Genomic DNA, 25,680 nt, shown 5'->3' with positions numbered 1-25,680 from the left:
GCGACCCGCGGTAGCGACGGGTGCGCGGCGTGCCAATTCGGGAATGGCGGCAGGCGCGGATCGCGCCGGTCCCCGCCCTATCCCCGCTTCGCGGTGACGAAATAATCGAGCTGCGTTGAATCGCTCAGCGTGAAGCCGGTCGCGGGCGAAAAGCCGAGGCCGCGCACGTCGGTGACGGTCAGGCCGGCGCGGCGGAGCAGATCGGTGAGCTCGTCGGGGGTGAGGAACTTGTCCCAATCGTGCGTGCCGCGCGGGATGCGGCCGGTGCCCTCGGCCAGCGTGATCAGCGCGAGGCGCGACAGCGGCGTGCGATTGGGGGTCGACAGCACCAGCAGGCCGCCGTCGGCGAGCGTCTCGGCAAGGCCGCGGACGAAGCCGGCCGGATCGGCGACATGTTCGATCACCTCGAGGCTGGTGACGAGGTCGAACGTCCCGGTCATTGTCTCGACCCCGACCGCGCGATAGTCGATCGTCAGCCCCGCCTCAGCGGCATGCGCTGTGGCGACGGCGATATTCTCCGCCGCCGCATCGATCCCCGTCACCGCCGCGCCGAGCCGGGCGAGCGGTTCGCAGAGCAGCCCGGCGCCGCAGCCGACATCGAGCGCGCGGCGGCCGGCGAGGGGGGTGAAGCTGGTGTCGTCGCCGTCCCAATGCCGGTCGATCGCCGCGCGAATATAGCCGAGCCGGACGGGGTTGAGCTTGTGCAGCATCGCCGACGAGCCCTTCGGGTCCCACCAGTCCTTCGCCATCGCGCCGAAATGCTTCGCCTCGCGCGGATCGATCGTGCTGCTTGCCATCATCATGACCGCTACCTATCAGTGCGGCCCCTTTACCCCAAGGAGTTTGGCGACGCGGCATGGCACGGATCGTGATGAAGTTCGGCGGCACGTCGATGGCCGGGATCGAGCGCATCCGGAGCGTGGCGGCGCGCGTCAAACGCGAGGTCGATGCCGGCAATCAGGTCGCGGTGGTCGTCTCGGCGATGGCGGGCGAGACCGACCGGCTGGTCGGCTTCTGCCGCGAGGCCTCGTCGCTCTACGATCCGCGCGAATATGACGTCGTCGTCGCCGCGGGCGAGCAGATCACCAGCGGCCTGCTCGCGATCGCTCTGCAGGCGGCGGGCGTGCCGGCGCGCTCGTGGCTCGGCTGGCAATTGCCGATCCAGACCGACGCGGCGCATGCCAAGGCGCGGATCGGCGAGATCGCGGTCGACGCGCTCGCCGCGAGCATGGCGGCGGGCGAGGTCGCGGTGATCCCCGGCTTCCAGGGGCTGGCGGAGGACGGCCGCGTCACCACGCTCGGCCGCGGCGGATCGGACACGTCGGCGGTGGCGGTAGCGGCGGCGATCAAGGCGGATCGCTGCGACATCTACACCGACGTCGACGGCGTCTACACCACCGATCCGCGCATCGTGCCGCGCGCGCGCAAGCTCAACAAGGTGACCTATGAAGAGATGCTGGAACTCGCCAGCGTCGGCGCCAAGGTGCTGCAGACCCGGTCGGTCGGCCTGGCGATGAAGGAACAGGTCCGCGTCCAGGTGCTCTCGTCCTTCACCGGACCCGATGCACCGATGGCGGATACGCTGCCCGGCACGATGATCGTGGGCGAGGAGGAGGCAGGCCAGCAGGAGAATGGCGACGTGGAACGACAGCTCATCACCGGTATCGCGCATGACAAGAACGAGGCGAAGATCACGCTGACCAGCGTTCCCGATCAGCCAGGTGCGGTGTCGGCGATCTTCGAACCGCTCGCCGCGGCGAACATCAACGTCGACATGATCATCCAGAATATCGCGCACAACCATGGCTCGACCGACGTCACCTTCACCGTGCCGTCCGCCGACCTCGCGCGCAGCCTTGAGGCGCTCAACCAGGCGCGCGAGTCGATCGGCTTCGCCGAGCTGGTCCACGACACGCGCGTCGCCAAGGTCTCGGTGGTCGGCGTCGGCATGCGCAGCCATGCGGGCGTCGCCAGCACGATGTTCACCACGCTCGGCAAGCGCGGCATCAACATCCAGGCGATCTCGACCAGCGAGATCAAGGTCAGCGTGCTGATCCACGAGGACGAGACCGAACTCGCCGTCCGCATGCTGCACACCGCCTACGGCCTCGACGCCGCGGACGCCGCGGCGTGAGCGTCGGACAGGAGCGGCTGACCCGCCGCATGGCGCGCGGTGCCGCCTTCCTCGGCAGCGAGGTGGCGATCATGGCCGGCGCGATGTCGTGGGTGAGCGAGCGCCATCTCGTCGCGGCGATGTCCAACGCTGGCGGCTTCGGCGTGATCGCCTGCGGCGCGATGACGCCCGAGCTGCTCGACGCCGAGATCGCCGGGACCAAGGCGCTGACCGACAAGCCGTTCGGCGTCAATCTCATCACCATGCACCCGGCGCTGACCGAGCTGATCGCGGTGTGCGCGCGCCACGGCGTCGGCCATGTCGTGCTCGCCGGCGGTTTGCCGCCCAAGGGCTCGCTCGAGGCGATCAAGGCGGGCGGTGCCAAGGTGATCTGCTTCGCGCCGACGCTGGCGCTGGCCAAGAAGCTGATCCGCTCGGGCGTCGACGCGCTGGTGATCGAGGGGATGGAGGCGGGCGGCCATATCGGCCCGGTCTCGACCAGCGTGCTCGCGCAGGAGATGCTGCCCGAGATCGCCGACCAGGTGCCGGTGTTCGTCGCCGGCGGGATCGGGCGCGGCGAGGCGATCGCGGGCTATCTCGACATGGGCGCGGCGGGGGTGCAGCTCGGCACGCGCTTCGTCTGCGCGACCGAATCGATCGCGCATCCGAAGTTCAAGCAGGCGTTCATCCGCGCCAGCGCGCGCGACGCGGTGGCGAGCGTCCAGCTCGATCCGCGGCTGCCGGTGATCCCGGTGCGTGCGCTCAAGAACGCGGGCGGCGAGCTGTTCACCGCCAAGCAGCGCGAGGTGGCGCTGTCGCTCGACGAGGGTCGCGTCGCGATGACCGAGGCGCAGTTGCAGATCGAACATTATTGGGCGGGTGCCTTGCGCCGCGCGGTGATCGACGGCGACGTCGAACATGGCAGCGTGATGGCCGGCCAGTCGGTCGGCATGGTCACCAAGGAAGAGCCGATCGCCGAGATCATCGCCGCGCTGATCGACGAGGCGGCGCACGCACTGGACAAGCGCGCGGCATAATTCCTTCCCGTCGCGGCAAGGATGCTTACCAGCCGTTAACCATTGCGGGCGCACATTCCGACCGGCCGGGGGGCTGGAAGGAATCGAGGCGATGCGGCAGATCATAGCGCTTACCGGGATCGGACTGGCCTTGCTCGCGGGCTGTGCGGTGCGGCCCAAGCGGGTCGCGGTGGCGCCGCCGCAGCCCGTGGCGACACCGACGCCGGCGCCGCTGGCGATGCCCAGGGGCGCCTATGTCGGCATGCAGATCCCGGCGCTGATGGCGGATGGCCGTTATGCGACGCCCAATCGCAACCTCTCCGCCGACGGAACCGTGTGGCATCTGCGCGCCGCGCTCAACGTCGCGGCGCTCGCCTGCCGCGGGCCGGACGAGGCGGCGATCATCGCCGGCTATAACGCCTTGCTCGCGCGGCAGAAGGACGGGTTGGGTACGGCGCAGGCGCGGCTGACGGCCGAATACAAAGCGGGCGGCGGCGACTGGCAGGATCGCTATGACGACGAGATGACGCGGCTCTACAATTTCTTCTCGCAGAGCCAGGCGCGCGAGGCCTTCTGCAACGCCGCGGCGGCGACGCTCGCCGATGGTGCGACGATCGCGCCGGCGGATCTGCCGGCCTTCGCCGCGGGCCGGCTGGCGGTGCTCGAAAAGCCGTTCACCGATTTCTACGCCGCCTACGACGCCTGGCGGGCGCAACGCGCCGCCGAGACGCGGATGGCGCTCGCCCCGGTCGCGCCGGCGCCGCGCGTGCTCGCGGTCCAGGCGGTGCCCGCCGCCGCGCCGCCGCCGCGCCCCCGGCTGACGCTCGATCCGAGCGTGTTCGCCGAAACCGCGGCGACCGTCACGAACTGATTCGGAACAGCGATTCGACCGGCCGCTGCAACGCCGCGGCGAGCTTGAGCGCGAGCAACGTCGAGGGGATGAAGACGCCATTCTCGACGGTGTTGATCGTCTTGCGGCTGACCCCGACGCGCTCGGCGAGCGCCGCCTGGGTCAGGCCCAGCCGCTCGCGTTCCTCCTTCAGGCTGTTGCGCAGCTCGCTCACCGGGCGGCGCGCAGCTCGAGTGTGGCGAAGCTGATCATCGCGGCAAACAGGCCCGCGGTGGCGACGATGCGAGCGACGTCATAGCCGCCGATCATCGCGTCATGCGCAAACGGGGCAGTGACGAGCGCGGCGACAAGGCTGGCCCAGAAGCCAGCGGTGCAGCTCATCCGCCGGTGTTCGCGCACCACTTCGTCTTCCAGCACCTTGTTCAGCGCGCTGTTCGGCTTCAGCCATCGCCGCCACGGCAGCAGCGTGAGCGCGCAGACCAGCGCGACGCCCAGCCAGAACCCGTCGACGAAGTCGCGGCGCAGCAGGATCATGCCGCAGAGTTCGGAGAGCAACAGCATCGCTCCCATCAGGTACAGCATCAGCGCCCAGGCGCGGCTGGTGCGTTCCGCCAATTCGATCGTGTCCATCACGCCCTCCTGTAACCTACAGGTGACATGTAACCCATGCGTTACATCCGTCAATAGGGTTTCCCCGGCGGCAAGGTTCGGTTAACGCCGGCCGCGATGACGGACGAGGACCAGCCGCAGGCAGGACGGTTCGCGGGGCGCGAGCACCGGTTCGCCGTGCGCGTCTATTTCGAGGACACCGATCTGTCGGGCGTCGTCTATCATGCCAATTATCTGCGCTACATGGAGCGTGCTCGCTCCGACATGCTGCGGCTCGCCGGGATCGACCAGCGCGCGACGCACGAATCAGGCGGCGGCGCCTATGCGGTCGCCGATCTCGCCATCCGCTATCGCGCGCCGGCGCGACTCGACGATGCCCTGATCGTCGTCAGCCGGGTGATGCGGGTGCGCGCGGCCAGCACCGTCATTCATCACACAGTCAGGCGCGGTTCGCATGTGCTGGCGGAGGCCGAGGTCACGGTGGCGCTGGTCGCGCCGTCGGGGCGGCCGACGCGTCAGCCGGCCGCCTGGACGGATATCTACCAACGCCTGATCTGGCAGGGGACCAACTCATGAATCCGGTGTTCAACATGGATGCGGCGACGCTGTCGCCCGTCGCGCTCTTCCTCCAGGCCGATCTGGTGGTGAAGGTCGTGATGGCGGGGCTGCTGTTCGCCAGCATCTGGACCTGGGCGCTGATCATCGCCTTCTGGCGGCGGCTCGGCCGCATCCGCAAGGGCATGACGGGGTTCGAGCGCGACTTCTGGAAGGCCGAGGATATCGACGCCTTCTACAAGGCGGAGGCGGACAAGGATCTGCCCTCGGCGCGGGTCTTCGTCGCCGGGGTGAAGGAATGGCGCCGTTCGACCGCGGGCGGCGCGATCGACAAGAGCGGCACGCGCGAGCGGCTCGCCACCGCGATGGGCGCGGCGGCGGCGCTGGAGATCGACACCATCTCCGACCGGCTCAACATCCTCGCGACGATCGGCTCGGTCGCGCCGTTCGTCGGGCTGTTCGGCACCGTCTGGGGGATCATGCGCAGCTTCACCGGCATCGCCCAGGCGCAGAATTCCTCGCTCGCGGTGGTCGCGCCGGGGATTGCCGAGGCGCTGTTCGCGACCGCGATCGGCCTGTTCGCGGCGATCCCCGCGGTGATCGCCTACAATCGCTTCAGCCATGGTGTGAACCGGATCGAGGCGGCGCTTAATCGCTTCGCCGACGGTTTCCACACGACGCTGTCGCGTCAGCTCGATTCGGGGCGGTAAGCCGGCGATGAGCATGAACCTGCCCTCCAACCGCGGTCGCGGCCGACGCGCGCCGGTGGCGGACATCAACGTCACGCCGCTGGTCGACGTGATGCTGGTGCTGCTGATCATCTTCATGGTCACCGCGCCGCTGCTCACCGCGGGCGTGCCGGTCAATCTGCCCGACAGCCGCGCCAAGGCGCTCGACCAGGACCAGAAGCCGGTGCAATTGTCGCTCGACGCAGCGGGCAAGCTGTACCTCGACGACGAGGAGATCGGCGAGACGGCGCTGCCGCAGCGGCTCGAACAGATCGCCGCGGTGCAGGCGGGCGGACAGCCGCCGCAGGTGTTCCTGCGCGCCGACCGCGCGCTCGATTACGGGCGGGTGATGCGGGTGATGGGCGAACTCAACCGCGCTGGGCTCAACCGCGTCTCGCTGCTCACCGTCGAAGGCGGAAGCGCGCGCTGATGGATCGGGCGGAGCGGATCGGGCTGGGGATAGCGGTCGTCGGGCACGTCGTGCTCTTCGGCCTGCTGTCGGTCGGCTTCCTCGCCACGCCCAATCCGGAAAAGCTCCAGCAGACGCCGATGGAGGTGAGCCTCGTCCCCGACGTCGCGCTCGAGGCGAGCGCGCCGCAGGCGGTGACGCCGCCGGCGCAATCGGCCGCGCCCGACACCGGCGCGCCCGAGGATGCCGCGCCGCCCGCTCCCGCCGAGAAACCGGCGCCCGAGCCGGAACCCGCACCGCCCGCGCCGCAGCCCGAGCCGGCACCGCCCAAGCCGACGCCGCCCAAGCCGGCGCCCGCCAAACCCGCTCCGGCCAAACCGGCGCCGCCCAAGCCTGCGCCCAAGCCGGCGCCCGCCCCCAAACCGGTGCCGGCCAAGCCCAAGCCGCGGCCGGCCGAGGCGCCCGCCAAGCCGGCGGCCAAGCCTGCGCCGGCCAAGCCCGCCAAGGCGGCACCCGCCGCGCCGGCCAAGTCCGCCGCCAAGCCGTCGAGCAGCGCCGCCAAGCCGGCCAAGCCCGCCGCCGCCAAGGGATCGGGCAGCAGTGAATCGTCCAAGGCCGCCAGGCCGCGCGGTTCGCGACTCGGCGACGATTTCCTCGCCGGGCTGAGCAGCGATCCGTCGCCGAGCAAATCGACCGCGCCGCGCGCCGCCAAGATCGACGGCCGCGCCATGGCCTCGATCGTCCAGGCGATCGCGCGCCAGATCCAGCCGTGCGCCGATCGCCAGGTCAATCCGGGGCCGGGCGCGAACGAGATCGTGACGACGCTCAACCTGCGGCTCAACGAGGACGGCACGCTCGCCGCGACGCCGCGCATGGTCCGCCAGTCGGGCGTCACCGATGAGAATGAGCGCTACAAGCAGCGCGTCGTCGATCTCGGCATCGCCGCGTTCAAGGGCTGTGCGCCTCTCAAGCTGCCGGCGGAATATTATTCGACGCCGTCGGGCGGCTGGAACAACATCAACTTCCAGTGGAAGCTGCAATGACGGGGGCGCAGGCGTCCGCGTCCACCGGGCGGGCTGAGCCTGTCGAAGCCGCCGGCGCGATCCGAGGCGGGCGCATGCGACCCACTGCCCTTCGACAGGGTCAGGGCGAACGGGCTAAGGGGGACGGTATGCGTCTCCACGGGACAATCAGGTGCGAAAAGGGTTTGAGGTCATGATCCGGTCGTTGCTCATCGCGCTTTCCGTCACCGCCGCCGTGCCGGCGCTCGCCCAGACCGCATCGGCACCCGCGCCTGCGCCAGCCCCCGCGCCGCAGCAGCCGGCGACCGCGGCGGGGCAGGAGGCGGCGCCGCTCGAGGTCTCGGTCACCGGCGGCGTCTCGGCTCCGCTGCCGATCGCGATCCCGGCGATGCCGACCGCGCAGATCGTCTCGACCCCCGCCGGATCGACCGACGCGCTTGGCCGGCAGATGGCGGAGATCATCGCCAACGATCTCAAGAACTCCGGCCTGTTCTCGCCGCTCGGCGCAGGGCAGTTGCGGCCCGTCGGCTTCCAGGAGGTCAATGCGCCGGCGTTCGATTACTGGGGCGGCACCGGGGCGCAGGCGCTGGTGCAGGGCTTCGTCCGTGCCACCGGCGACGGCAATCTGACGATCGGCTGCTACCTGTATGACGTGTCGTCGAAGATCGAGCTGACCCGCTCGGGCTTCGTCGTCTCGCCCTCCGACTGGCGCCGCGCCGGGCACAAATGCGCCGACATGGTCTATGCGCGGCTGACCGGCGAGGGCCCCTATTTCGACAGCCGCGTCGTCTACGTCAGCGAGACGGGGCCGAAGGGCAAGCGCATCAAGCGGCTGGCGATCATGGACCAGGACGGCGCCAACCACCGTTTCCTCACCAACGGCCAGTCGATCGTGCTGACGCCGCGCTTCGCGCCGAACCAGCAGTCGATCGTCTATATGAGCTACGAGAACGACCGGCCGTCGATCTACGTCTACGATCTTGGCTCGGGGCGGCCGCGGCGGGTGGTGCAGAATGCCGCGCTGACCTTCGCGCCGCGCTTCTCGCCGGACGGGCGCTGGATCCTCTTCTCGATGGCGCAGGGCGGCAATACCGACATCTACCGCGTCTCGGCGCAGGGCGGCACGCCGCAGCGGCTCACCACCTCGCCGGGGATCGACACCGGCGGTAGCTATTCGCCCGACGGATCGCGCATCGTCTTCGAGAGCGACCGGTCGGGCGGGCAGCAGATCTATGTGATGAACGCCGACGGATCGGGCCAGCAGCGGATCAGCTTCGGCGGCGGCCGCTATGCGACGCCGGTATGGAGCCCGCGCGGCGACCTGATCGCCTTCACCAAATTGGGCGGCGCCTTCCGTATCGGCACGATGTCGCCGTCCGGCGGGGGCGAGAAGATCCTCACCGGCGGGCAGGACGAGGGGCCGAGCTGGTCGCCCAACGGCCGCGTCATCACCTTCTATCGCACCGGCCAGGGCAGCGGCGGGCGCGCCGATCTGTGGATGGTCGATCTGACCGGACAGGTCGAACGCAAGATCCCGACGCCGCTCGACGGGTCGGACCCTGCCTGGGGGCCGCTGCGCCCCTGATCCGCGATACGTTCATCATCCACGGGAGATACGACGATGGCCAGACTGACCCACACCCTGCTGACCGCTGCGGCGCTCGCCTCGCTCGGCGCCTGCGCGCACAAGCCCAAGCAGCTGCCGCCGCCGCCGGTCGACCAGAATGCCGGCATGACGCCGCCGCCCGCCACCAGCGGTAATGCCGACGGCGCGATCGTCCCGGGTTCGGATGCCGACTTCCGCCGTTCGGTCAGCTCGAACACGATCCTGTTCGGCCTCGACCAGAGCGACATCGACAGCGAGGCGCGCGCGATCCTCGACAGTCAGGCGACGTGGCTGCAGCGCTATCCGCAGGTGCGGGCGACGATCGAGGGCCATGCCGACGAACGTGGCACGCGCGAATACAATCTCGCGCTGGGTGACCGCCGCGCCAATGCCGCGAAGAACTATCTGGTCGCCAGGGGCATCGACCCGTCGCGGCTGACGACGATCAGCTACGGCAAGGAGCGCCCGGTGGCGCTGGGGTCGGACGAGGCGAGCTGGGCGCAGAACCGCCGCTCGGTGACGGTGGTGCTCAACTGACGCGCATACCGGTGGGGGCGGGTTCGACGGACCCGCCCGATCTGCCGGCGTGATGCCCTCGCCCCCTGCGCCGCCGCTATAAGGAAGGATGGGCAGCGCGGGGGCGGCGATGGAACAGGAATTGACGCGCTCGAAGGAGCGTCGGGCCGGTGCGACCGGTGGTTACACGATGCTCGCGCTCGTCGCGGCGCTGGCGGTGATCGGCATCGTCGCTATGCCACAGGTGGCGGCCGGGTCGGTGATCGGCGATGTCGTTCTCATCGCGGCGGTCGCCGGGGTGATCTTCATCGCCAAGGGCTTCTACATGTTGCAGCCCAATCATGCCGCGGCGATCATCGTGTTCGGCCGCTATCACGGCACCGATCGCGTCACCGGCCTGCGCTGGACGCTGCCCTGGGCGACCGCCCGCAAGATCTCGCTCCGCGCCAACAGCGTCCTGTCCGAGAAAATCAAGGTCAACGACCTGCGCGGCAACCCGATCGAGATCGCCGCGCAGGTGGTGTGGCGCGTCACCGATACCGCGCAGGCGCTGTTCGACGTCGATTATCTCCGCGACTTCACGCAGGTGCAGATCGAGGCGGCGGTCCGAACGATCGGCTCGCGCTATCCCTATGACGATCACGATCCGCATGAGGTGACGCTGCGCGCCGGCCATGCGCAGGTCAGCGCCGCGCTGCGCGACGAGCTGATCGCACGGCTGGCAGTGGCGGGGATCACCGTCGACGAATGCGGCTTCACCCACCTTGCCTATGCCCAGGAGATCGCCGGTGCGATGCTGCGCCGGCAGCAGGCGCAGGCGGTGATCGCGGCGCGCACCGCGCTGGTTGACGGCGCGGTCGGGATGGTCGAGCTGGCGGTGAAGCAGCTCGCCGACAAGAACATCATCACCTTCGACGACGACCGGCGCGCGGCGTTGGTCTCCAACCTGCTGGTGGTGCTGTGCAGCGAGCAGGATACGCAGCCGGTGATCAGCGCGGGGGCGATGGCCTAGATTCGGGTTCGCCCAGTAGCGTCGCTCAAGGCGCTGTGGTTTGTCAGCCGCGACGAATCGTGCGGCGGACCGCGCCTGCCGCACGCGCGTCCCCCTCCGCGCCGCCGCGCGACAGCCTCAGCCGAGCGCCTGATCGAGCAGCTTGGCCAGCCGCAGGCCGCCGCGCTCCACCTCCAGCCGCGCGACGGGGACGATCTTCTCGATCGTCGCCTCGTCGAGCGACACCTTGGCAGGCGAGGGCGCGCAGGGGTCGCCGTGCAGCGCGCTCGCATAGACGACGTCATGCGCGACCTGCCACGATTCGCGGCTCCAGTCGGTGACGGTCCCGGCGGCGATGCGGCGCCGCTCCGCCGCCGGGTAGCGGCGCACCAGCGACGGACCGCTGGTGATCGCGCGCTCGGCGAGCGTGCCGTCCCAGATCGAATGGAGGTTGAAGCGCCGCGGGCCATAGCCGCCATAGACGGCGGCGACGTCGTTGCCGCCCTTGTCGCCCTTCTCGCCGGCGTGGAGCGGCTGGTGGAGATCGCCGACGAAGTGGATCAGGAAGACGAGCGCCTGCGCGCGCGCCTTGGCGGGGGCGCGGCGATCCTTGAGGATCGCGACGTCGCGGGTGATCTGCGCGGAGACGCAATTGCCGTCCTTGCACGCCTCTTCGAGCGTGAACGGCTGGCAGATGTTCACGTCCTGAAAGTGCCAGTTATAGGCATAGCCGAAGCGCGACTTGCCGTCCGGCCCCTTGAGCGGCTTGACGCAATCGGCCCAGGTGCTCGCCCCCTCGATCGTCGTCGCCGGACATTCGGGCGTGTCGAGCAGCGGCGTCTCGGCCAGCAGCGTGCGGATCGCCGCCTGCGTGCGCGGCGTGACATTGGCATAAGCGATCCGCGCCACCGTCTGGTGCCCGAATTCCCAATAGGCGGACGCCGGCGCGGCGAAACCCAGCGCCGGCAGCACGGCGGCGACAAAGCGGAGCATTTTCATGGGCGTAGCCCATAGCGGCGGATCGCGACGGCTAGAAGCGCCTTATCTCAACGCGATGCGGGTGGGCAGGGGCACTGAAGGCCGGCGGGAGGGACCGCGCACAGGCGGCAAGCCGCGTCACTCGTCGCCGTAGACCGCCACCTCGCGCAGCCCCGCGGCGGTGGCGCGGGCGCGGTACATGCCGGGGGTGGTGAAGCTCCACACCACCTCGCCGCCGGGGGCGGTGACGATGACGCCGCCGGTGCCGCCGAGCGCGCGCACCTCCGCCATCACCGCATCGGCGGCGGCCTGCGGCGACTCGCCCGACAGGCGGACGCGCGCGCCGATCTCATGGCCGACGCCGATGCGGATGAAATATTCGCCCGATCCGGTGCACGACACCGCGACCGATCGGTCGTCGGCATAGGTGCCCGCGCCGATCAGCGGCGAATCGCCGATCCGGCCCCAGCGCTTGCCGGTGACGCCGCCGGTCGAGGTCGCCGCGGCGAGACTGCCGGCGCGGTCGCGTGCCACCGCGCCGACCGTGCCGTATTTCATGTCGACGTCGAAGGCGTCGGCGTTGCGCGCGAGCAGTTCGTCGAGCTGGCGACGGCGTTCGTCGGTGGCGAACCAGCCGGGGTCGACCGCGGCGATCCCCTGTTCGCGGGCGAAGGCTTCGGCCCCCGCGCCGCTCAGCAGCACATGCGGGCTCGCCTCCATCACCCGGCGGGCGAGGCCGACCGGCGAGCGCGTCGCGGTCAGGCCGGCGACCGCGCCGGCGGCCCGGCTGCGCCCGTCCATGATCGCCGCGTCGAGCTCGATCGTCCCGTCGCGGCTGAAGGCGGCGCCGCGGCCGGCGTTGAAATGCGGGTCCTCCTCCAGCACGCGCACCGCCGCCTCGACCGCGTCGAGCGCGCTGCCGCCGTCGGCGAGGATCGCGCCGCCGGCATCGAGCGCGAGGCCGAGCGCGGCGCGGACGCCCTCGTCCTGCGCGGCGGTGAGCCGGTGGCGCTCGATCGATCCGGCGCCGCCGTGGAGGACGAGCGACCAGTCTGGCGTGGCGGTCATGGGGCAACCTCGGGCTTGGGGTGGGGCAACGGGCGCAGGCCGATCAGCGGGCGCAGCCACGCGATCCGCCGGCCGATCCGGTAGAAGGCGAAGCAGCCGAGGATCGTCGCCGCGACGAGCAACAGGAATTCGACGCCGCCCGGCAGGCCCGCCGGGATCAGCCAATAGGCGACGACGACGAGGATCGTCTGATGGACGAGATAGAAGGGGAAGACGGCTTCGGTCAGCGTCGGGCGCAGCCGCGAATCGCGGTTCCAGTGCCGCTCCGCAAAGCCGAGCAGCGCGACGATCGCCCCCCATTGCTGCACCGCATGCGCGGCGCCATAGACGGGATAGAGCCAGCGCGGCGCGATCGTGCTCTGGCCGAGCTCGATGGCGAGGATGACGCCATAGCCGGCGAGCGCCAGCGCCGCCGCCGGCCACCGCCACCGCACGCAGGCGGCGATCACCGGCGCCGACCCCGCCAGCGCGAAGCCGAACAGGAAGGCGGGGAGATAGAGGCAATGCGCCATCGCATCGTCGAACGGGTTCTGCGTCTCATAGCCCATCGGGAACCACCAGCCGTGGATGCACACCAGCCAAGCGATCGGCAGCACCAGCAGTCCCGGCCCGCCGAAGATCGTATCGAATGCCCGCTGGGCGCCGCGCCAGCGCACCAGCATGACGAGCAGTACGAGGACGACGGTGTAGAGCCACAGGTAGAGGACGAACCACAGATGGTTGACCGCGGGCAGCACGATCCCGCCGAGCGGCGCGAACCGGAAGTAATCGTGCGTCCAGAAGGTAAGGAAGCCGCCGGCATAGCCATGCTGCGTCACCAGCTCGACCCAGGGTTGCGGCGGGACGATGACGGCGATGCCGAAGGCGAGGGGGACGAGCAGGCGCAGGCTGCGCTGGCGCAGGAAGCGGCCGGGACCGGCGGCACGGCCGAGCAGCGCGCGCGAGGCATAGCCGGAGACGACGAACAACAGGCTGAGCCGCCACGCATTGACCGCGAGCATCGGCAGCACCGCCCAGGCGGCGCCATGCGCGCTCTTGGCGTGGAACCCCCAGGGCACGAACACCATGCCGACATGATAGACGATCAGGATCGCGAAGGCGGCGACGCGCAGCCAGTCTAGGCCATAGTGGCGAGGGATCGGGGCGCGCGGCGTCGTCACCGGGGGACGCCTACACCAGCGTCTTTGAACCGCAACCCGAACGCTGTATATATCCCCCATGTCCTTACGTCCGTGGCGCGATATCATCCGCCGTCCGAGCCGCCAGATCATGGTCGGCACCGTTCCCGTCGGCGGCGACGCGCCGGTCACCGTGCAGACGATGACCAACACGCCCACCCCCGACATCCGCGCGACGATCGATCAGATCCGCCGCTGCGAGGAGGCGGGCGTCGACATCATCCGCGTCTCCTGCCCCGACGTCGAATCGACCGCGGCGCTCAAGCAGATCGTCCGCGGATCACGCGTGCCGATCGTCGCCGACATCCATTTCCACTACAAGCGCGCGCTGGAAGCGGCGGATGCCGGCGCGGCCTGCCTGCGGATCAATCCGGGCAACATCGGCTCGTCGGAGCGCGTCGCCGAGGTGGTGCGCGCCGCCAAGGCGAACGGCTGTTCGATCCGCATCGGCGTCAACGGCGGTAGCCTCGAGAAGGACCTGCTCGAAAAATATGGCGAGCCGTGCCCGGATGCTTTGGTCGAATCGGCGCTTGATCATATCAAGCTGCTCCAGGACCACGACTTCCACGAATATAAGGTCGCGGTGAAGGCGTCCGACCTGTTCCTCGCGGTCGCCGCCTATCAGCAGCTCGCCGAGGCGGTGGATTGCCCGCTGCACCTCGGCATCACCGAGGCGGGGGGCTTCGTCGGCGGCACGGTCAAGTCGTCGATCGGCATCGGCAGCCTGCTCTGGTACGGGATCGGCGACACGATCCGCGTCTCGCTCTCCGCCGAGCCCGAGGACGAGGTGCGCGTCGGTTTCGAGATCCTCAAGGCGCTCGGCATCCGCAACCGCGGCGTGCGCGTCGTCTCCTGCCCGTCGTGCGCGCGCCAGGGCTTCGACGTGATCCGCACCGTCCAGGCGCTGGAGGAACGGCTGCAGCATATCCGCACGCCGATGAGCCTGTCGGTGCTCGGCTGCGTCGTCAACGGCCCCGGCGAGGCGCGCGAGACCGACATCGGCATCACCGGCGGCGGCAACGGCAAGCATATGGTCTATCTGTCCGGCGTCACCGATCATCACGTCCAGGACGAGGGGATGATCGACCATATCGTCCGGCTGGTCGAGGCCAAGGCAGCCGAGATCGATGCGGCGGAGGCGGAGGCGGCGGCGGCGGCGCAGCCGGTGCCGGCGGTCACCGCGGCGTGAGAAATATGGCAACGGTCCCACAATGACCTACCACGCCCAACTCGCTGCCGATGGCAGCCTGCCGCTTCCCAGCGAGCTGACACGGGAGCTTGGGCTGGCGCCGGGCGATCGGGTCAGCGTCGATCGGACGGGCAGCACATTGTTTGTGCGGCGTGAAGACGAACGACAGGACGCGATCCATCGCCTGCGCGAAGCCATGCGTGATTATAGCGTTGACCAGTTCCTGGCCGAGCGTCGCGCCGACTGGGGAGAATGATCCAGGTCGTCGACACGTCGGTGCTGTTGGCGGGCCTGTTGGGCGAAGTCGGCGGCGAGGTGCTTCTCCGGCCAGGGCAAACCTTCCATTTCTCGGCGGTCAATCTGGGGGAGGTCTATTCGAAAGTCCTCGAACGGGGCGGCGCGGGCGCCGATGTCGACGCCTTTCTGGCAGCCTTGCCGCTCAGCATTGATCCTTTTGACGGTGAGCTTGCGCGGATCGTCGGTGATTTGCGACTGCTGACGCGTCGTCGCGGCCTGTCGTTTGGTGATCGCGCCTGTCTCGCGCTCGCCATGCGCAGCAATCTTCCGGTGCTGACCGCCGATCGGGCCTGGCTCACGCTCGGTCTCGACCTCGACATCCGCCTGATCCGATGAAGCCCGCCGCTGCCACCCATGCCGCCTTCGCCGTCGCCGCGACGGGGATCGCCGTCTATTCGGCGATGGACACTGTGATGAAGGGGCTGTCGATCGCGAGCGGGGCCTATGCCGCTGTGCTGTGGCGGTCGCTGGTCGGGGTGGCATTGCTCGCGCCGGTGTTCGTCGCGCGGCGGACGCGCTGGCCGGGGCGGCGCGCGCTGCGGCTGCACGTCCTGCGGGGGAGCACCGGGGGCGCATCGGTGCTGCTGTTCTTCTGGGGGCTCGCCCGCGTGCCGATGGCGCAGGGCGTCGCGCTGACCTTTCTGGCGCCGCTGATCGCGCTGTTCCTCGCCGGGCTGGCGCTGGGCGAGCGGATCCGGCGCACGGCGATCGCCGGGTCGCTCGTCGCCAGTCTCGGCGTGCTGATCATCGCGGCGGGACAGGTGCAGGCGCATGCCTCCGACGCGGTGGTGGCGGGCAGCATCGCGATCCTCGCCGCCTCGCTGATCTATGCGGTCAGCCTCGTGCTGCTCCGCCAGCAGGCGCAGGCGGCCGATCCGATCGAGGTGGCGCTGTTCACCAGCCTGGTGCTGAGCGGCTGGATGCTGCTCGCCGCGCCGTGGTTCGGCACCCTGCCGCAGCCGGGGCAGCTGCCGGCGGTGCTGCTCGCCGCCGCACTCGGCTCGGTGTCCGCGGTGGCGCTCGCCTGGGCCTATGCGCGGGCCGAGGCGCAGAGCCTGGCGACGACCGAATATACCGCCTTCATCTGGTCGGCGCTGTTCGGCTGGCTCGTCTTCGGCGAGCGCGTGTCGCCCTATACCGTCGGCGGTGCGCTGTTCATCATCGCCGGCTGTCTCTACGCGGTGCGCCGCCCGGCGTCCGCCCCGCAAACGGAAGCTGCCTTATGATCCGCGCCGCCACCCGCGACGATGTCGCCACCCTCCTGCGCTTCGTCCGCGAACTGGCCGCGTTCGAGCGCGAACCCGATGCCGTGGTGGCGACCGAGGAGTTGCTGGCGGAGGCGCTGTTCGGCGAGCGCCCGGCGGCGGAGGCGGTGATCGCCGAGGCGGACGGCGTGGCGCAGGGCTTTGCGCTGTTCTTCCACAATTTCTCGACCTGGACCGGTCGGCGTGGCATCTATCTGGAGGATCTCTACGTCACGCCGGAGGCGCGCGGGCGCGGGGTGGGCGGCGCGCTGCTCCGCCATGTCGCGGGGCTGGCGGTGGCGCGCGGCTGCACGCGCTTCGAATGGTCGGTGCTCGACTGGAACGGCGACGCGATCGCTTTCTATCGCCGCATGGGCGCGATCGGCATGGACGAATGGACGGTGCAGCGGGTCAGCGGCGCGGCGCTGACCCGGCTGGCCGCAGGCGCCGGCTGAACCGGCGCCTGCCCGGGCTTATTCGCGGCCCGGCACTTCGTGATTGTGCGGCTCTTCGCCCTGCGCCTTGGCGGCGTCATAGCGTTCGATCGCCTCGAGCGTGATGCGGCGGGCCTCGTCGCGATCGCCCCAGGTGCCGACGCGCACCCACTTCTTCTTCTCGAGGTCCTTGTAGTGCGTGAAGAAGTGTTCGATCTGCTCGAACACGATCTCCGGCACGTCGGCGCGGCCGCCGACGTTCGAATAATATGGGAAGACCTGATCGACGGGGACGCAGACCAGCTTCTCGTCGCCGCCGGCCTCGTCCTCGAGGTTGAGCACCGCGATCGGCCGGGCGCGGACGACGCAGCCGGGGATGAAGGGCGAGCGTGCGATCACCAGCGCGTCGAGCGGATCGCCGTCCGGCGACAGCGTATGCGGCACGAAACCGTAATTGGCCGGGTAGCGCATCGGCGTGTGCAAAATACGGTCGACGAACAGCGCGCCGCTCGCCTTGTCGAATTCATACTTCACCGGCTCACCGCCGGTCGGCACCTCGATGATGACGTTGAGGTCGTCGGGCGGGTTCTTGCCGACCGGAATCAGATCGATACGCATGGAGTTCCCTTGTCAGTCGTGTCGGCCGCGGTTCACCGCGGCATCAGAAGCTTGTCGAGACCGGTTTCGCCGGTGCCGGTCTTCTGCAGGTGCGGATACCGCGGGCCACCATGATAGTCGATGGCAACTTCACGATAACGTGGCCCATTCTTGAGCAATAAACGGATCGGATCCTTGGACGTTTGCGCAGTGACGATCGCCGCCTTCATCGCGTCGCCGCTATACGCATTGCCATTGACCGCGGCGATTACCGTACCGACGTCGAGCCCCGCCTTGAATGCGGGCGAATCCCAGATCACCTGCGCGACCTCGCCATCCTTGGCGATCGACAGGCCGACCGAATAGGTGACGTTGATCGTCCCGCTCTTTTCCGCATTGGTGAAGTATTTGGTCGGCTCGGGACCATAGACGAGCGTATAGCCGTTCATCGCGAAACCGTCGACCGGTGCCCGCTGGCCGGTCTCGGTCAGCCGCTTGGTGAGGAAGCCGGCCCAGTCATAAGGCTGGATCGCGTTGAGCGTCGCGGCGACATCCTCGAAGCGATAGGTCAGCTCGCCCCAGTCGCCGTCGCGCACGCCGAAGAAGGCGCGGGCGAAATCGTCGATCGACTTGGTGCCGCCCGACTGCTGGCGGAGCATCGCGTCGACCTCCATCCAGACCAGCAGGCCTTCGTTGTAATAATCCTCCGACCGTTGCCAGCTCGTCCAGCCCTTCGGCTTGCGCGCGGAGATCACCGGATCGTTGGTGGTGTCGACGAGGTCGCGCCAGCGCCGCGCCGGGGCGAGGTCGTAATTGCCGGCGATGCCCGCATAGGCATCGAGCGTATCCTGCTTGCTGACCAGGCCCGAGCGTGCCTGCAGCACATAGCCCCAGAATTGCGTCTGCCCCTCATAGACCCACAGCAAGGATCCGCGCATCGGCGTGCGGTAATCGGGCGTCCACAGGTCGGCGCCGCGGCGGAACTTGCCGTCCCAGCTGTGGGTGAATTCATGCGGCAGCAGGTTGCGCGCGGCGACGTTGCTGTCCCATTCGGTGAAATAGGTCGGCCGCGAGCCGTTTTCCGAGCTGCGATGATGTTCGAGGCCGATGCCGCCCAATTGGTCGGACAGCGAAAGCAGGAAGTCATAATGGTCGTAATGCTGGGCGCCGAAGGTCTTCACCGCCTGATCGACCAGCCGCTTGTGCGCGTCGATCTGCTCGGGCTTGGCGGCGAGCAGGTCTGGCGAATCGGCGAAGACGTTGAGGTTGACGCGCGGGCTGAGCGGCCAGGTCTTGCCGTAGCGGCCGGCGAGCATCGGCGAATCGACCAGGATCTCGTAATTGGTCTTGTCGTAGGTGTAAGTCGATCCCGCCGCCTTGGACGGCAGCGCGCTCGCCGCGGTCCAGCCGGTCGGATAGGTCACCGTCATCTGCACCGGGATCTGCCGGGTGAAATAGCCCGCCGGATAGAGGCTGACCGAATTGGGCTGCATGCTGATGAGGTTGGGGGTCACCGCGATGCGGCCCTGATCGGGCTTGGTCGCCGACAGGAACTGGAATTCGACGTCCAGCGTCTTCACCGCGGCAGGCACGTCGATGTGGAAGGCGAAGACGTCGACCGGATCGCGCGTCCACGGCAGGATGCGGCCGTTGCCGCGGATCACCAGTCCGGCGAGCTTCTCGATCTCGCCGCGCGGCGAATGCGCGCCCGGCAGCCACTTGGGGAAGAGCAGGGCCATCGCGCCGGCCTGCGCGACGGGGATCGTCTCCTTGACCCGGAAGATGCCGCGATCGGTATCCGTGGCATCGACCGCGACCTTGAGCGTGCCGGGATAGGGGACGTCGCGCGGGGCGGGGATCGTATCGACGAACGGCGCCGGCTGCGGCGCGCTGTTGCCGGCGGGCACCTGGGCGGAGGCGGGCGCGGCGGCGGAGAGCAGGAAGACGACGGCGGACGTGCGGATCATGGAGCGCTTTCAGCTGAAGGAATGGCGAAAGTGTAAGCGCCCAAAAGGTCACCCGTCCAGTCCTTTGCCGATGACGGTGCGGCGAGGACCGGCGGGTGGCGAAGCGCCGGCGGGATCCCCCGTCACGCCCCGGTCGGCGGCCTAATTGCCGCCGCCGCCCAGCACGTTGATCGTGAACGCCAGCACGCCCAGGTTGAAGACGAAGGCGGCGAGGCAATGGCCGAGCACGACGCGGCGGATGCGGCGCGAGGTGATCGACACGTCGGAGGTCTGGAAGGTCATGCCCAGCGTCGCGCTGAAATAGAGGAAGTCCCAGTAATTGGGTTCCTTGCACGACGGGAATTCGAGTCCGCCGGCGTCCGCCGCCGCATCCTCGCCATCGGCGAGGTAGAAGAGATGCGCGTAATGCAGCGCATAGACCATGTTGGAGAACAGCCAGGCGAGCACGAGCGTGGTGATGACGAGCGCGATCGCAAAGGCATCGTTGCGGCCCTTCAGCTCGCCTGCCACCGCGACCAGGATCACCACCATCGTCGCCGCGGTGATCGCCAGCAGCAGCGCGCGGTTGGCGTCATTGTCGCGCGCCGTCTGCCGCATCCGCGCCGCCTCGCCATGGCCGAACAGCGTCGAGACGGACAGCAGGAAGACGATTGCGGCGGTATCGAACGACGCCATCGCGCCGCGCCCCGCGCCCAGCCGCGGGATCAGCACCGCCAGGCCGATCGCGAAGACCACGGCGAACAGCGCGAATCGCGGCGGCGCGATGCGGCTGCCGATTCCCCCGAAACGTTGCGGATGGCTCATGCGCGGGTGCTAGCGCTTGGCAGCGGGCTCGCCTAGATAGCGCCCGCATATGGCCCGTATCGAAACGCCGCGCCGGGTGCGCGGGACCCAGGACATCTTCGGCGACGAACAACGCCGCTTCGCGCAGGTGCTCGACACCTTCGAGCGCGTGCGGCGCCTGTATTGCTTCGGCCGCGTCGACCTGCCGGTGTTCGAGGCGACCGAGGTGTTCGCGCGCTCGATCGGCGAGACCACCGATGTCGTGTCGAAGGAGATGTACACCTTCCCCGATCGTGGCGGCGATTCGCTGACGCTGCGGCCCGAATTCACCGCGGGGATCGCGCGCGCCTTCCTGACCGAGGGCTGGCAGCAATATGCGCCGCTCAAGATCACGACGAGCGGCGCGGTGTTCCGCTACGAACGCCCGCAGAAGGGGCGCTATCGTCAGTTCCACCAGATCGATGCCGAGGTGCTCGGCGCGGCCGAGCCGGCGGCGGACGTCGAATTGCTGGTGATGGCGGACCAGCTGCTGCGCACGCTCGGGATCGCCGATGGTGTGACGCTGCAGCTCAACACCTTGGGCGATGCCGAGACGCGCGAGGCGTGGCGGGCGGGCCTCGTCGCGCATTTCGAGGCGCATCGCGGCGCGCTGTCCGAGGACAGCCTCGTCCGGCTCGACAAGAACCCGATGCGCATCCTCGATTCCAAGGACCCGCGTGACCGGCCGATCGCCGATGCCGCGCCCGACATCGATGCCTTTCTGACGGCCGAGGCGCGTGCCTTCTTCGACGCGGTCACCGCCGGGCTCGATGCGGCCGGGGTGGCGTGGACGCGCAATCCGCGGCTGGTGCGCGGGCTCGATTATTACCGCCACACCGCCTTCGAGTTCGTCACCGACCGGCTCGGCGCACAGGGGACGGTGCTGGCCGGCGGCCGCTATGACGGGCTGGTCGAGAGCCTCGGCGGCGCGCCGACCGCGGGCGTCGGCTGGGCGGCGGGCGTCGAGCGGCTGGCGATGCTGCTCGCGGAGCCGGCGGCAGCCTCAATCGACGCGGTGGTCGTGCCGATGGGCGCGGCGGCGGAAGCGCGGGCGACGGGCCTCGTCGCCGAGCTGCGCCGCGCCGGCGTCGCGGTCGACATGGCCTATAAGGGCAAGATGAAGCAGCGGCTCGCCAAGGCGGACGCGCTCGGCGCCCGCACCGCGATCATCCTCGGCGACGACGAGCTGGCGGCGGGCGTCGCGCAGCTCAAGACGCTGGCGAGCGGCGAGCAGCGACAGGTGGCCTTCGCCGATCTCGCCGAGGCGCTGCGATGACCGCGGGGCACTTCCTCCCCGGCACGGGGAGGTGGCAGCGCGGCGCGCTGACGGTGGGGGGCTTCCGCACACGCTCCACCGCCCGGAGGATGGGTCGATGACCACCATCTCCCCCGAGCGGATCGCGCAGATCGAGGCGCGGCGCGACGAATTGCAGGCGCTGATGGCAACGGGCGATCTGCCCTCCGACCGCTTCGTCGCGGTGTCGAAGGAATATGCCGAGCTCGAACCCGTCGCGATCGCGGCGGGCGAGGTGCGGCGGCTGCGGCAGGAGGCCGACAGCCTCGCCTATATGGCGGAGGATACCGGCGACGAGGAATTGCGGCTGATGGCCGCCGAGGAGCTGCGCGACAATCGCACCGCGCTCGACGCTGCCGACCGCCGGCTCGCGCTCGCGCTGCTGCCCCGCGACGCCGCCGATGCGCGCGCGGCGATGCTCGAAATCCGCGCCGGCACCGGCGGTGACGAGGCGGCGCTGTTCGCCGGCGACCTGTTCCGCATGTACCAGCGTTATGCCGAGACGCAGGGCTGGCGCGTCGAGCTGATCAGCGGCTCGTCATCGGATGCGGGCGGGTTCAAGGAGGTGGTCGCCTCGGTCACCGGTACCGGCGTGTTCGCCAAGCTGAAGTTCGAGGCGGGCGTCCACCGCGTCCAGCGCGTGCCCGCGACCGAGGCGGGCGGGCGCATCCACACCTCCGCCGCGACGGTCGCGGTGCTGCCCGAGGCGGAGGATGTCGACGTGCGGATCGACGAGGCGAAGGATCTGCGCATCGACGTCTATCGTTCGTCGGGGCCGGGCGGCCAGTCGGTCAACACCACCGACAGCGCGGTGCGCATCACCCACCTGCCGACCGGGCTCGTCGTCATCCAGCAGGACGAGAAGTCGCAGCACAAGAACAAGGCCAAGGCGCTCAAGGTGCTGCGGACCCGGCTCTATGAGGCGGAGCGCGAGCGGCTCGCCACCGAACGCTCGGGCACGCGGCGGGCGATGGTGGGATCGGGCGACCGGTCGGAGCGGATCCGCACCTATAATTTCCCGCAGGGGCGGGTGACCGACCACCGCATCAACCTGACGCTGCATCGCCTGCCCGAGATCCTCGAAGGCGAGATGGACGAGCTGATCGGCGCGCTGATCGCGCAGGACGAGGCGGAACGGCTCGCGTCGCTCGACGGGTGAGGGGCGTTCGGCGCGCGCGGTGTGGTATTCCACGTTCGACACGACCCTCGATTCGTCATCCCGGCGAAGGCCGGGATACATGGTTACGGGCGGCCGATGGTGCGCGTCTCACGTCGTTACCGTGTCCATGGATCCCGGCCTGCGCCGGGATGACGAACTAAGGTGGCCAAGTCACAGACAAGGTCAGGGAAGGGGCCGCAGGTGACACCCGCATGACCGACCTCGCCCGCACGATGCACGCGACGCTCGCCGCCGCCGCGGCGCGCTTCGCCTCGCCGACCGCACGGCTCGATGCCGAGCTGCTGATGGCGCATGCCTTGGGGACCGAGCGGACGCAGCTGCTGCTCGATCCGGCGCGCGTCGTGCCGCCCGGCTTCGCGGCGCTGGTCGAACGGCGTGCGGCGCACGAGCCGGTCGCCTATATCACCGGGCGGCGCGGCTTCTGGACGATCGAGCTGGCGGTCGGCCCCGGCGTGCTGGTGCCGCGCCCCGACAGCGAGACGCTGCTCACTGCCGCTTTGGCGCGGGGCGCGACGCCGCGCACCATCCTCGATCTCGGGACCGGGCCGGGAACGCTGCTGCTCGCCGCGCTCGACGAATGGCCGCAGGCGCGCGGGCTGGGGATCGACCGTTCGCCGGTCGCGCTCGATTATGCGCGCGCCAATGCGGCGCGGCTCGGCCTCGCGTCGCGCGCCGGCTTCGTGCGCGGCGACTGGGCGGCGGCGGTCGATGCGGCGTTCGACCTCGTCCTCGCCAACCCGCCCTATATCGGCAGCGACGAGCCGCTCCCCGACGAGGTGCGCGCACACGAACCGGCGGCGGCGCTGTTCGCCGGCGCCGACGGGCTCGACGACTATCGGATCCTCGCCCGCCAGCTGCCGCGACTGATCGCGGCGAGAGGCTGCGCCGCGGTCGAGATTGGTCATCGCCAGGCGGCGGCGGTGGCCGCGCTGTTCGCCGCGGCGGGGCTGACGGCGACATTGCACCGCGATCTCGGCGGGCGCGACCGCTGCCTGCTGGTCGAGCAGGACGCCGCAGCTTGAAATCGGCACGCATCGTCCGCATATTTCGCTTGTCGGAGCGGCCTTGCGCCAGCTATTGGTCGGGCCGGGGCACGTTGCAGCAGCTTTCGCCATTCGCTTTGGCCGCACCGTCAGGCGCTGACCCCGCATCCTTCGTCATGACGCCACCGTCGCGGTGGCCGTGGCAGGCTCGAGCGTTGCTTTGGCGCGCGGCGACCCGGAAGGGCGCTTGGTTCGACCGGCATGTGCCGGGTCGGGCTGGTCGATGCGGACAGGCCGCGATCGACCGGATTGGTTGTCCAGGGACCATTTAACTCTGATCATGGGACAGTAGCTTGATCAACAATCGGCAGCAGAACGGCCGCCGTCGCGGTCGTGGCGGTAACAATGGTGGCAATAACGGCCCCCGCCAGGGCGGCCAGGGCCGGCCCGACAACGGCAACCGTATCGACAGCCGCGCGCGCGGCAACGCGAACCAGTTGTTCGAGAAATACAAGAATCTCGCCGGCGAGGCGCAGCGGCAGGGCGATCGGGTCAACACCGAATATTACCTCCAGTTCGCCGATCATTATTTCCGCGTGATCGCCGATCAGCGCGGCCGGTTCGAGGACAATCAGCCCAAGCGGCAGCAGCCCTTCGACCTCAACGACGACGACGATTACGGCGACGAGGGCGAACCGATCCGCGCCGGCGATCAGGACGGCGAGCAGGGCCAGCGCGAACAGAACCAGCGCGATCAGGGACGGAACGACCAGGGCCAGCGCGAGGCCCGCGGCGAGCGCCAGCCGCGCCAGTGGGAAGACCGTGGCAATCGCGACGAGCGCGCCCAGCCGCAGCGCGAGGAACGCGCCGCGCGCGACGATCGTCCGCAGCGCGAGGATCGCACCCGCCGCCCACGCTTCGAGAGCGAGACGCCGGTCGAGGTCGCCGGCCAGCGCCGCGCCGATCCGCTCGCCGAGGGCGAGGATCTCCAGCAGCGCACCGAAGCGGTGCTGGAAGCCGATTCGCCGGTGCTCGCGCCGCGCCCGCGCCGCGGCCGCCCGCGCCGCGACGCGCAGCCCGAGGCGGAGGCGACCGCCGCTCCCGCCGAGGCGGCGCCCGTTGCGGAGAGCAACGGTGTCGATGCCGACCGGCTGCCGCCGTCGCTCAACATCGCTGCGGCCAACGACGGGGAGGAGGCGCCCAAGCCGCGTCGCCGCCGCGTTCGTGCTCCCGCCGTGGATGCACCCGCCGCGGAGTGATCCGCCGTCGATCGCGTCATGTCGAAGGGCCGGTTCCGCCAGGAGCCGGCCTTTTTCGTGACGGCGTGCCGGCGGCTTTGCCAAGTCGCTGCAAACATGATCTCCTGCCGTGTCACCGACTCCGCATCGGACGGAGTCGGGAAGCGAGGAGAGGATGGATGACGATCGCGGCGATCCTGCGTGACAAGGGCAGCGAGGTCGTGTCGCTGCCCAGCGATGCGACACTGGGGCAGGCGGTCCGCCTGCTCGCCGAACGGCGGATCGGCGCGGTGCCGGTGATCGACGACGGCACGGTGGTCGGCATCGTCTCCGAACGCGACGTCGTCTATTCGCTCGCCAGGCAGGGCGTCGCCGCGCTCGACGCGCCGCTCGCACAGGTGATGACTAAGCCGGTGCAGCAGGTCGCGCCATCCGAGCCGGTGATCGGCGCGCTGTCGCTGATGACGCGGCGGCGCATCCGCCATCTGCCGGTGATCGATGGCGCGCGGCTGGCCGGCTTCGTCTCGATTGGCGACCTCGTCAAACATCGCATCGACCGGATCGAGGCGGAGGCCGCGGCGATGCGCGACTATATCCAGCGCGGCTGATCAGCCGGGCAGCGGCTGTTTGCGCAGCAGCGCGATCAGCTCGCGGATCAGCGGGCGGGCGAGCAGCAGCATCCCGCTGCCGTAGAGCGCGACCCCGGTGGCGACCAGCGCGGCGAGCCGCAGCGGCGGCGCGAGCGGCGGCAGCAGCGAGTCGACCAGCCGCACGCCCGCCGCCATCACCAGCGCGG

Annotated in this window: 30 protein-coding genes (1 of these 30 only partly in view); 20 read left to right on the top strand and 10 right to left on the bottom strand. The window is 69.7% G+C overall.

Annotation, left to right across the window (positions count from 1 at the left end):
• Positions 1 to 77: 77 nt before the first annotated feature.
• Positions 78 to 803 (bottom strand): bifunctional 2-polyprenyl-6-hydroxyphenol methylase/3-demethylubiquinol 3-O-methyltransferase UbiG, encoded by a 726-nt coding sequence (gene ubiG / locus PBN85_RS00180; protein ID WP_081793176.1) that lies wholly within the window; start codon positions 801 to 803, stop codon positions 78 to 80.
• A gap of 53 nt (positions 804 to 856) precedes the next feature.
• Here ubiG and PBN85_RS00175 point away from each other — a divergent pair, with 53 nt between their 5' ends.
• The 3 genes from PBN85_RS00175 to PBN85_RS00165 all read left to right on the top strand — a co-directional run bounded on the left by PBN85_RS00175 (position 857) and on the right by PBN85_RS00165 (position 4,000).
• The gene (locus PBN85_RS00175) at positions 857 to 2,134 is read left to right on the top strand and encodes an aspartate kinase (RefSeq protein WP_037536091.1); all 1,278 of its coding nucleotides are present in this window, start codon (positions 857 to 859) and stop codon (positions 2,132 to 2,134) included.
• Positions 2,135 to 2,163: 29 nt separating this feature from the next.
• Positions 2,164 to 3,150 (top strand): NAD(P)H-dependent flavin oxidoreductase, encoded by a 987-nt coding sequence (locus PBN85_RS00170; RefSeq protein ID WP_271300804.1) that lies wholly within the window; start codon positions 2,164 to 2,166, stop codon positions 3,148 to 3,150.
• 91 nt (positions 3,151 to 3,241) lie between these two features.
• Positions 3,242 to 4,000, top strand: coding sequence for a hypothetical protein (locus PBN85_RS00165; protein ID WP_271299761.1), 759 nt, complete (start codon positions 3,242 to 3,244; stop codon positions 3,998 to 4,000).
• Here PBN85_RS00165 and PBN85_RS00160 read toward each other — a convergent pair.
• Entirely contained in the window at positions 3,990 to 4,193 is a 204-nt protein-coding gene (locus tag PBN85_RS00160) for a helix-turn-helix transcriptional regulator (protein ID WP_037536096.1), read from the bottom strand. The genes PBN85_RS00165 and PBN85_RS00160 overlap by 11 nt on opposite strands.
• Positions 4,190 to 4,609 (bottom strand): hypothetical protein, encoded by a 420-nt coding sequence (locus PBN85_RS00155; protein WP_037536097.1) that lies wholly within the window; start codon positions 4,607 to 4,609, stop codon positions 4,190 to 4,192. Before PBN85_RS00155 ends, PBN85_RS00160 begins: the two co-directional genes overlap by 4 nt.
• Positions 4,610 to 4,705: 96 nt before the next feature.
• Between PBN85_RS00155 and PBN85_RS00150 the strand changes: the two genes are divergently transcribed.
• From PBN85_RS00150 to PBN85_RS00120, 7 genes are all read left to right on the top strand, one after another.
• On the top strand, positions 4,706 to 5,164 hold the full coding sequence (locus PBN85_RS00150) for a YbgC/FadM family acyl-CoA thioesterase (RefSeq protein ID WP_037536099.1): 459 nt from the start codon (positions 4,706 to 4,708) through the stop codon (positions 5,162 to 5,164).
• Positions 5,161 to 5,853, top strand: coding sequence for a protein TolQ (tolQ, locus tag PBN85_RS00145; protein ID WP_037536101.1), 693 nt, complete (start codon positions 5,161 to 5,163; stop codon positions 5,851 to 5,853). The genes PBN85_RS00150 and tolQ overlap by 4 nt, the downstream gene beginning before the upstream one ends.
• A gap of 7 nt (positions 5,854 to 5,860) precedes the next feature.
• On the top strand, positions 5,861 to 6,301 hold the full coding sequence (tolR, locus tag PBN85_RS00140) for a protein TolR (RefSeq protein ID WP_271299760.1): 441 nt from the start codon (positions 5,861 to 5,863) through the stop codon (positions 6,299 to 6,301).
• Positions 6,301 to 7,323: a cell envelope biogenesis protein TolA gene (locus tag PBN85_RS00135; protein ID WP_271299759.1), complete on the top strand. Its 1,023-nt coding sequence runs from the start codon at positions 6,301 to 6,303 to the stop codon at positions 7,321 to 7,323. Before tolR ends, PBN85_RS00135 begins: the two co-directional genes overlap by 1 nt.
• Before the next feature lie 172 nt (positions 7,324 to 7,495).
• Positions 7,496 to 8,887: a Tol-Pal system beta propeller repeat protein TolB gene (tolB, locus tag PBN85_RS00130; protein WP_037536106.1), complete on the top strand. Its 1,392-nt coding sequence runs from the start codon at positions 7,496 to 7,498 to the stop codon at positions 8,885 to 8,887.
• Positions 8,888 to 8,923: 36 nt separating this feature from the next.
• Entirely contained in the window at positions 8,924 to 9,445 is a 522-nt protein-coding gene (gene pal / locus PBN85_RS00125; protein ID WP_037536112.1) for a peptidoglycan-associated lipoprotein Pal, read from the top strand.
• A gap of 88 nt (positions 9,446 to 9,533) precedes the next feature.
• Complete coding sequence (locus PBN85_RS00120) at positions 9,534 to 10,436, top strand: SPFH domain-containing protein (RefSeq protein WP_271299758.1); 903 nt, start codon at positions 9,534 to 9,536, stop codon at positions 10,434 to 10,436.
• 117 nt (positions 10,437 to 10,553) lie between these two features.
• On the opposite strand, the gene PBN85_RS00115 is transcribed toward PBN85_RS00120, so the two are convergent.
• The 3 genes from PBN85_RS00115 to PBN85_RS00105 all read right to left on the bottom strand — a co-directional run bounded on the left by PBN85_RS00115 (position 10,554) and on the right by PBN85_RS00105 (position 13,621).
• Positions 10,554 to 11,414 (bottom strand): S1/P1 nuclease, encoded by an 861-nt coding sequence (locus PBN85_RS00115; RefSeq protein WP_271299757.1) that lies wholly within the window; start codon positions 11,412 to 11,414, stop codon positions 10,554 to 10,556.
• 117 nt (positions 11,415 to 11,531) lie between these two features.
• Positions 11,532 to 12,461: an isoaspartyl peptidase/L-asparaginase family protein gene (locus PBN85_RS00110; RefSeq protein ID WP_271299756.1), complete on the bottom strand. Its 930-nt coding sequence runs from the start codon at positions 12,459 to 12,461 to the stop codon at positions 11,532 to 11,534.
• On the bottom strand, positions 12,458 to 13,621 hold the full coding sequence (locus PBN85_RS00105; RefSeq protein WP_271299755.1) for an acyltransferase family protein: 1,164 nt from the start codon (positions 13,619 to 13,621) through the stop codon (positions 12,458 to 12,460). The genes PBN85_RS00110 and PBN85_RS00105 overlap by 4 nt, the downstream gene beginning before the upstream one ends.
• Positions 13,622 to 13,679: 58 nt before the next feature.
• Between PBN85_RS00105 and ispG the strand changes: the two genes are divergently transcribed.
• Genes ispG through PBN85_RS00080 form a run of 5 tightly spaced genes read left to right on the top strand, consistent with a single transcriptional unit; the run spans position 13,680 to position 16,824 of the window.
• The gene (ispG, locus tag PBN85_RS00100; RefSeq protein ID WP_271299754.1) at positions 13,680 to 14,828 is read left to right on the top strand and encodes a flavodoxin-dependent (E)-4-hydroxy-3-methylbut-2-enyl-diphosphate synthase; all 1,149 of its coding nucleotides are present in this window, start codon (positions 13,680 to 13,682) and stop codon (positions 14,826 to 14,828) included.
• Positions 14,829 to 14,850: 22 nt separating this feature from the next.
• On the top strand, positions 14,851 to 15,084 hold the full coding sequence (locus tag PBN85_RS00095; RefSeq protein WP_271299753.1) for an AbrB/MazE/SpoVT family DNA-binding domain-containing protein: 234 nt from the start codon (positions 14,851 to 14,853) through the stop codon (positions 15,082 to 15,084).
• A complete protein-coding gene (locus PBN85_RS00090; RefSeq protein ID WP_271299752.1) occupies positions 15,081 to 15,461 on the top strand; it encodes a PIN domain-containing protein in 381 nt (126 codons plus the stop codon). The genes PBN85_RS00095 and PBN85_RS00090 overlap by 4 nt, the downstream gene beginning before the upstream one ends.
• On the top strand, positions 15,458 to 16,351 hold the full coding sequence (locus tag PBN85_RS00085; protein ID WP_271299751.1) for a DMT family transporter: 894 nt from the start codon (positions 15,458 to 15,460) through the stop codon (positions 16,349 to 16,351). Before PBN85_RS00090 ends, PBN85_RS00085 begins: the two co-directional genes overlap by 4 nt.
• Positions 16,348 to 16,824 carry a GNAT family N-acetyltransferase gene (locus tag PBN85_RS00080; RefSeq protein WP_271299750.1) on the top strand — a complete coding sequence of 159 codons (477 nt, stop codon included), beginning with the start codon at positions 16,348 to 16,350 and terminating at the stop codon, positions 16,822 to 16,824. The genes PBN85_RS00085 and PBN85_RS00080 overlap by 4 nt, the downstream gene beginning before the upstream one ends.
• A gap of 18 nt (positions 16,825 to 16,842) precedes the next feature.
• Here PBN85_RS00080 and ppa read toward each other — a convergent pair whose 3' ends face one another.
• The 3 genes from ppa to PBN85_RS00065 form a co-directional block, all read right to left on the bottom strand.
• On the bottom strand, positions 16,843 to 17,421 hold the full coding sequence (gene ppa, locus PBN85_RS00075) for an inorganic diphosphatase (protein WP_037536123.1): 579 nt from the start codon (positions 17,419 to 17,421) through the stop codon (positions 16,843 to 16,845).
• 32 nt (positions 17,422 to 17,453) lie between these two features.
• Complete coding sequence (locus PBN85_RS00070) at positions 17,454 to 19,367, bottom strand: M61 family metallopeptidase (protein WP_271299749.1); 1,914 nt, start codon at positions 19,365 to 19,367, stop codon at positions 17,454 to 17,456.
• Between the two features lie 141 nt (positions 19,368 to 19,508).
• On the bottom strand, positions 19,509 to 20,171 hold the full coding sequence (locus PBN85_RS00065) for a DUF1345 domain-containing protein (protein ID WP_037536126.1): 663 nt from the start codon (positions 20,169 to 20,171) through the stop codon (positions 19,509 to 19,511).
• A gap of 49 nt (positions 20,172 to 20,220) precedes the next feature.
• Here PBN85_RS00065 and hisS point away from each other — a divergent pair, with 49 nt between their 5' ends.
• From hisS to PBN85_RS00040, 5 genes are all read left to right on the top strand, one after another.
• Positions 20,221 to 21,465 (top strand): histidine--tRNA ligase, encoded by a 1,245-nt coding sequence (gene hisS, locus PBN85_RS00060; RefSeq protein WP_271299748.1) that lies wholly within the window; start codon positions 20,221 to 20,223, stop codon positions 21,463 to 21,465.
• Between the two features lie 97 nt (positions 21,466 to 21,562).
• Positions 21,563 to 22,642 carry a peptide chain release factor 1 gene (prfA, locus tag PBN85_RS00055; RefSeq protein ID WP_271299747.1) on the top strand — a complete coding sequence of 360 codons (1,080 nt, stop codon included), beginning with the start codon at positions 21,563 to 21,565 and terminating at the stop codon, positions 22,640 to 22,642.
• A 212-nt stretch (positions 22,643 to 22,854) separates the two neighbouring features.
• A complete protein-coding gene (gene prmC, locus PBN85_RS00050) occupies positions 22,855 to 23,685 on the top strand; it encodes a peptide chain release factor N(5)-glutamine methyltransferase (protein ID WP_037536132.1) in 831 nt (276 codons plus the stop codon).
• Positions 23,686 to 23,999: 314 nt separating this feature from the next.
• Complete coding sequence (locus tag PBN85_RS00045) at positions 24,000 to 24,905, top strand: DUF4167 domain-containing protein (RefSeq protein ID WP_037536133.1); 906 nt, start codon at positions 24,000 to 24,002, stop codon at positions 24,903 to 24,905.
• 158 nt (positions 24,906 to 25,063) lie between these two features.
• Positions 25,064 to 25,492, top strand: a complete 429-nt coding sequence (locus PBN85_RS00040; protein ID WP_037536136.1) for a CBS domain-containing protein — start codon at positions 25,064 to 25,066, stop codon at positions 25,490 to 25,492.
• On the opposite strand, the gene PBN85_RS00035 is transcribed toward PBN85_RS00040, so the two are convergent.
• Positions 25,493 to 25,680, bottom strand: the end of a protein-coding gene (locus tag PBN85_RS00035) for a lipopolysaccharide biosynthesis protein (RefSeq protein WP_271299746.1). The gene runs 1,285 nt beyond the window's last position; 188 of the gene's 1,473 nt are visible here — the last part of the coding sequence; its start codon lies beyond the right edge, outside the window — the gene reads right to left on this strand; it ends in the stop codon at positions 25,493 to 25,495.

The organism is Sphingomonas sp. CV7422, assembly GCF_027945725.1.
GTDB lineage: Bacteria > Pseudomonadota > Alphaproteobacteria > Sphingomonadales > Sphingomonadaceae > Sphingomonas > Sphingomonas kyungheensis.
Note: the sequence above shows the minus strand (reverse complement) of the source record. Positions and strands in the feature narration are given on the sequence as shown.